Annotated in this window: 5 protein-coding genes; all 5 read right to left on the bottom strand. The window is 32.5% G+C overall.

The window, feature by feature from the left end; translation table 11 throughout:
• A partial coding sequence (locus MV589_RS00835) for a MiaB/RimO family radical SAM methylthiotransferase (protein ID WP_297431135.1) occupies positions 1-964 on the bottom strand: 964 nt, incomplete at its 3' end.
• 1 nt (position 965) lies between these two features.
• Positions 966-2618: a mechanosensitive ion channel family protein gene (locus MV589_RS00830; protein WP_297431133.1), complete on the bottom strand. Its 1653-nt coding sequence runs from the start codon at positions 2616-2618 to the stop codon at positions 966-968.
• Positions 2618-3667: a 3-dehydroquinate synthase gene (gene aroB, locus MV589_RS00825; protein ID WP_297431131.1), complete on the bottom strand. Its 1050-nt coding sequence runs from the start codon at positions 3665-3667 to the stop codon at positions 2618-2620. Before aroB ends, MV589_RS00830 begins: the two co-directional genes overlap by 1 nt.
• 59 nt (positions 3668-3726) lie before the next feature.
• Complete coding sequence (locus tag MV589_RS00820) at positions 3727-5133, bottom strand: COG3400 family protein (protein ID WP_297431129.1); 1407 nt, start codon at positions 5131-5133, stop codon at positions 3727-3729.
• A 2-nt stretch (positions 5134-5135) separates the two neighbouring features.
• Complete coding sequence (gene trmA / locus MV589_RS00815) at positions 5136-6245, bottom strand: tRNA (uridine(54)-C5)-methyltransferase TrmA (protein WP_297431127.1); 1110 nt, start codon at positions 6243-6245, stop codon at positions 5136-5138.
• Positions 6246-6256: the final 11 nt, after the last annotated feature.

The raw sequence follows: 6256 nt of genomic DNA, 5'->3' as shown, positions 1-6256 counted from the left end.
GTTTTGAATAGGTAAAAGCATGAATATGCGTCAAAGGTAACTCCGCTGCGTTTAGCATAGCTTCTCTCCAAAGCTCTTCACTCTCTCCTGGATGCCCAGTAATAAAATCAGTCCCTATTGCATAGCCCTTATCTGCTAAAAACTCAAAAAGCTCTCTGTCATGTTTGTAAACATTGCGTCTGTTCATAAGTTTAAGCATTTTTGGTGAAGTATGTTGCAGAGCAATATGCATATGCTTCTCCATCCACGGCTCATCCAAAATCTCTTTAAACTCATCACCTATTTGAATAGGTTCAACGCTTCCAAGACGAATTCTTCGTACACCTCTGATTTGAGACATTCTTTTCATAAGTTTTGCAAGCGAAGTTCTTCTGTCTTGTCCATAGCTTCCTACATTTGTACCAGTAAGTATAAACTCTCCAAATCCATTGCTTGCAAGTCTAGTTATCTGCTCCAAAATTCGTGACTCATCCATACTTCTTGCATCTCCACGAACATAAGGAATAATGCAGTAAGAACAGCGAAAATTACATCCCTCTTGAATTTTTATAAATGCCCTACTCTTTCCAATGAACTCATCTACCACCATATCATCTACATGATTTAAGTCACCTGGCTCGTAAAAAGGCTGCTCTTTTTTAAGTAATGTATCGATTTTCTGCTTTTCACTCTGTCCAAAAACACCATGAATTCGATTCTCTTTTAAAAGTGACTCTCCTTTAGTATGCGCACCACATCCTGTTAAAAAGAGCTTCGCATCACCATTATGTTTTTCAACCTGTGAAATGTAAGAACGCACATGCGTATCTGCACCGTTTGTAACGGTACATGAATTTATAACAATCACATCTGCTTCATCTTCATTTTCTGTTATGTCATACTCTTTGAGCGAACTCATCATAACTTGTGAATCATAAAGATTTGTACGACAACCAAATGTTTTAAAGTAAACTTTTTTCTTCATTTTATACCAACTCGTGATTATGTTCTATTGCATCTTCATTATGCATAGAGACATTTAGTTTTTGTGTAGGGTAAGCTATGGTAATATCATCTTCTGCATTAAAAGCATCAACAATATCAGCCGATATAACACTTCTCAATGTTAAAGTACCATACGCATTTGTTAAATACCAAGCCTCAATATCAAGACCATTTGGCGCAATAAATGAGTAAATTCTTGGCTCAACATTTGTATTTTTTAGACTATAATTTTGTCGTAATTTATTTAACTGTTTTCTTGTAATATCAGTATACCCTTTAGAGTATTTTTTGGTAATCTCTTTGACCAAATGCATTGCTTTTTTATGATTTGAGTCAAAGGTGATGGTAATTTTAATTCCATCCCAGACTGTTTTTAAAGAGTTATGTGTATAGTTTGCTATCATTTTTGTAAAAATATAATTATTAGGAATAAAAATAATTCTACCAGCACGACGATTTTGCATAATTGAAGTAAGCGTAATATCTTCGAGTATTGTTATGCGCAGCAGTGAAATATCTAATACATCTCCTACATATTTCATACCATTTAGGTCCACACGGATTCTGTCTCCAACATGAATACTACCACCAAAAACAATTACAAGCCAACCAAGCAAACTCATAAACCAATCTTTCATGGCAATGGCGATACCTGCTGAAGCAAATCCTAAAATAGTTACAATGTAACTTACATTCTCAATATAGTTGAAAAAAAGCACCAATATAATAATTGTAAAGTTGGCAAAAGTAATAATTTTATTTGCCATATAAAAGCGTTCATTATCAGTAATATATTTCTTTACTATCAATTTGAGAAGAAAGAAGATTAAAAAGATGAAAAAGATAATAATAGTAATTTTGATGAGACCATATATTTGTCTTTTAATACTTTTATGGATATTTACCTCGGCAACATCTAATCTTTTTTGATAAACATTCATAGTTACATTCATAGTATCTAGAGCTCTTCTAAACATCTCTAACTGTAATTTTTGTCTTTTTATATCTTTTTTGTAATCATGAGCTGTATCTATTATTGCTAAGTGGTTATATATTCTAAGCTGCGTTTGCAATGTTTTAATAAGATTTTGGAGTGCCTCTTTTTTCTTTTTATACTCTTCAAAATTCGCATCAAAAGTTTTAATAAGAGAATAACCTCCTAAAATATCAAAAGGATTACTGATTTCAGGAATTTTTTCTATATTTGGAGGTGTTATAAGCTCTGAAAATGGAGCAAGTGCAAAATCTCCCTTTAAATTATCCACCTGTGTGGCTAAAATCTTTTGCTTATCAATAAGTGCATTGAGTTCTGACTTATCACTTACATTTTTTGCATGTTTAGAAAGATATTTTATTCTCTTCTTGATTTTATCAAGATTATTTTTTACATCAACTGCAGTCAAATAAGAAGCATAACTTTTTATCCACATATTTTCATCTGAAATCTGCATTTTTAAAGTTTTAAGAGTATCTCTGTCTTTTTTTATTTTTGCATATTTTTGAGACTCTTGTTTTGCCTTTATTAGTAAAACTTCTTCATTTGTAAGATTACTATCTACACTACTATTAGTCTCAACATTCGCATATAAAGTTTGTAAAAAAAGAAGAATTAAAATAAAAAATTTCAACTGCATTAAGAAGCCTTAAAAGTTTTGAGTACATCCAAAATTAGATGTTTATCCACTGCATCAGTTATTTTCACACCGCCAAGATGATGTGGAATAATAAAGGTCACACTTGCATCTAAACTTTTTTTATCAAGATAAAATGTTTCATAAAAAGCTTCTACATCTTCAATAACATAATCTGTCGGCAAGCTATATTTTTGTAAAAGCTTTTCAACCCTCTGTGCTTCATCTTCATCCATCAGACCCATAGCTACTGCCGTTTTGTTTGCCATTACCATTCCAATAGCTACAGCTTCACCATGCAAATATCGCTTATACTGCGTTTGACTCTCAATAACATGACCAAAAGTATGTCCATAATTAAGTGCTGCTCGTAAACCTCTCTCTTTTTCATCTTTTGCAACAACGCCAGCTTTTGTCTCTACTGCCTGCTTAATAGCCTCTTGTAGAACAATTTTATCATTTAAATCAGCATGCTCTAAAAATTCAAAAAAATCTTTGTTAAAAGTAACTGCCATTTTTACTATTTCAGCAACGCCTGCTGCAAACTCTCTTTTTGGTAATGTTTCTAAAAAAATGGGGTCAATATATACGGCTTGGGGTTGATGAAATGCACCTATAAGATTTTTTCCATATCTATTGTTCATGCCAGTTTTACCACCAACACTTGCATCAACCTGAGAGAGTAATGTTGTAGGAATCTGAATAAAATCAATTCCTCTTTCATAAATACTTGCAGCGTATCCAGTCATATCACCTATAACACCACCTCCAAACGCAATGAGTAGAGAACTACGGTTAAAACGGTGATTAAAAAGTGATTCTAAAATAGTGTCAATTGAAGCCTGATTCTTATACTCTTCTCCATCAGGAACTGTAATGATATAGAGCTCTTTAGCACTAATTTTTGATAAAAGATATGCTAAATGCAAACCAGCAACTTTCGGATTTGTTACAATCGCAACTTTTTTATGAAAATGCATCTTTGGCATTGCATCAATTGTTATATCATAAGAGTTATCTACTATCTGTTTTAGGGGAATATTTACTTGCATTATCTATCCAAAATTTAATATATTAGATAATACTTAATTTTTACTAAAAAATGGCTAAATTATATCTGTACAGGAATAAATATTTGAGTATACTCATCGAGTTTATGGTAGAGTTTTTCACTATCAGTTGAAAAAAGAGAAAAAATATGTCTTTGGGTCAATTTATTTGTAAAAGGTAAAATTTGTATAAAATTTTCTTTTCTCTTTAAGCGCCTAATAGGATTGTCACTTTCATTATAAATTTTAATTGATTTTGAAAAAATTGTTGAAAGATTGTTAAAATGTTCAATCACCTGTTCTCTATTTTCCTGATGTTCATTCATATAGTTATAAAGTTCTATATTAAGGTTTAACTGCTCTGAAATATCAAAAATTGTAGCAGAAATTTTTTCCAAGTCTCTGTTATCTGAAAGAATTAAAGAGACATCTTTTACTCCTGAGAGCGATTTTTTAGAAAGCTTAAGCACTGGCAGATGTACTTCATATAAAGAATTTCTTACATAATAATCAGCAAACATTTCACATGACACAATGACAAGACCGACATGATACCTACTCACATCATTCAAAAATGTACTACGAATATTTAGATTGTCATACTTAATATTTACAATAATATTAAAAGTTCTTAAACTTTTAATGTACTCTAAAATTTCAATATTACCCGGATTTACAACCTTAATAATCAAATCATGATTAAACTTTTCATGAACATATACAGCTTGATCAACAAGTTCAGTAATTGTTTCATGGTTTATAATATTCATATCAATATAGAGCATTAAATTAGTTCCAAATGGCTCTGGAAATTGTCCAAGTTCACGCTTAATTGCCCGGTAAACGGACTTTAAAACGGCAGGTTCACCAACGAGTAAAAGTGTATCGTTTGGCTGTATCATTCTTCTTCGTGAGGGCATCACAAGTTTTCTATCTCTATAAATAGCAACAATACGCCAGTTTTTCTGCTCAATCGCACCAATATGCCTGTAGACAAAAGAACTACCAAAAGGGACAAGAACTTCCATTATTTCACCCTCGCCCACACCTACATTTTGAGCGATTACAGGAACATTTGGAAGGTAATCCAACAGACGTGAAGCCAATATCTCATTTGTATTTACTAAAACAACATTAGAAGCTTCACTCTTCATATTCCAAAAATTTAGTACAACAATACGCAACTGTTTTTTTACAGCGCGGATATTTTTAATGCTATTTTCAACATCTATCTGCGAATCCATCGCAATAATTACCTGTATAAACTCCATCTTAAGCAGATTAGAAAGTTTATATAGACTAGTAGGATCAAACTCGTAAAATTTAAATCTTGCTGGTGAAGCATTCTCAAACTCTTTGGCTTTTGTTTGTACTATATAATAAATATTTTCACTAGTGTGTGCCTGAATAACTCTGTTAATAAAATGTTCACCAACTGTTCCACTACTAATGATTAATATTTTTTTCATAATTACTTTCGCTTAATGAGTTTCACACCCATTTCAACATGATGTGTATATGGAAATTGATCAAAAAGTGCCATAGCTACAACATCATGCGTTTTAGATAAAATTTCTAAATCTCTTACTAAAGTTTCAGGGTTGCAAGATATATAGAGTATATGCTCATATCTTGCACTAAAATTACAAGATGCCTCATCCATGCCACTTCGAGGAGGATCCACAAAAATGGAGTTAATATTGTAAGCTTTTATATCTATATCTTTCATTCGACGAAATTCGCGAACACCATCGAGTGCTCCAACAAACTCCTCAACACTCATACGAACAAACTCTATATTTTCTACACTGTTTAAAAGCATATTTTCTTTGGCTGCGTTTATGGAAGATTTAGAGATTTCAGTTGCAAGCACTTTATCAAAAATCGTTGCAAAAGGAATAGTGAAATTTCCTGCACCACAATAGAGTTCAAGTAGATCTCCTTGTGCATCTGCAAAATTTTCCATTGCCCACGAAACCATCTGCTCATTTACGCGAGGATTTGGCTGTGTAAAACTATTTTCAATATAGTTAAATTTATAGGCTCGGTTTTGAATATTTAGCGTCTCAGTAATATAATCCTGCCCTATGACAAGCTTCTGTTTTCTAGCGCGACCTATAAGATAAATTCCAAGCTCCCCAGCTAACTCCTGTGCAAGTTTTTGCCACTCATTGTCTAGCTGTCTATGATAAAGAAGAGAGACTACAATCTCACCACTACTAGAACTTAAAAAATCAGCACCAAAAAGTTTATAACCCATCTCTTTTCTTTCTATACCCTCAAGAAGCTTTGGCATAAGCTTACTAATAAAATGATTTACCTGTGGACATTCATCAATAAAAACAACACCCTTATGCTCTTTATGGTTCATAGCATAGCGAATAACATCACCATCATGCCAAATCTTAAACTCGCTTCTTGCTCTGTAATGCTCATCTGGTGACTTAAAAACAGTAATATCGCCAGAAAAAAATGGTGCAAAACGCTCTTCATTAATCTCTAATTTTTTACTTAATTGTGCCTCATAACCACCTTCATAAACTCTACAAGCACCACACTCACCAAAATATTTACAATCCATATTTATTTACA

The organism is Sulfurimonas sp. (assembly GCF_026991475.1).
Lineage (GTDB): Bacteria > Campylobacterota > Campylobacteria > Campylobacterales > Sulfurimonadaceae > Sulfurimonas.
This window is presented reverse-complemented; position numbering and strand designations above follow the sequence as displayed.

Excerpts from the sequence above, each read along its gene's own strand:
- MV589_RS00830 (WP_297431133.1), bottom strand. The coding sequence starts at position 2,618 with ATGCAGTTGAAATTTTTTATTTTAATTCTTCTTTTTTTACAAACTTTA.
- aroB (WP_297431131.1), bottom strand. The coding sequence starts at position 3,667 with ATGCAAGTAAATATTCCCCTAAAACAGATAGTAGATAACTCTTATGAT.
- MV589_RS00820 (WP_297431129.1), bottom strand. The coding sequence starts at position 5,133 with ATGAAAAAAATATTAATCATTAGTAGTGGAACAGTTGGTGAACATTTT.
- trmA (WP_297431127.1), bottom strand. The coding sequence starts at position 6,245 with ATGGATTGTAAATATTTTGGTGAGTGTGGTGCTTGTAGAGTTTATGAA.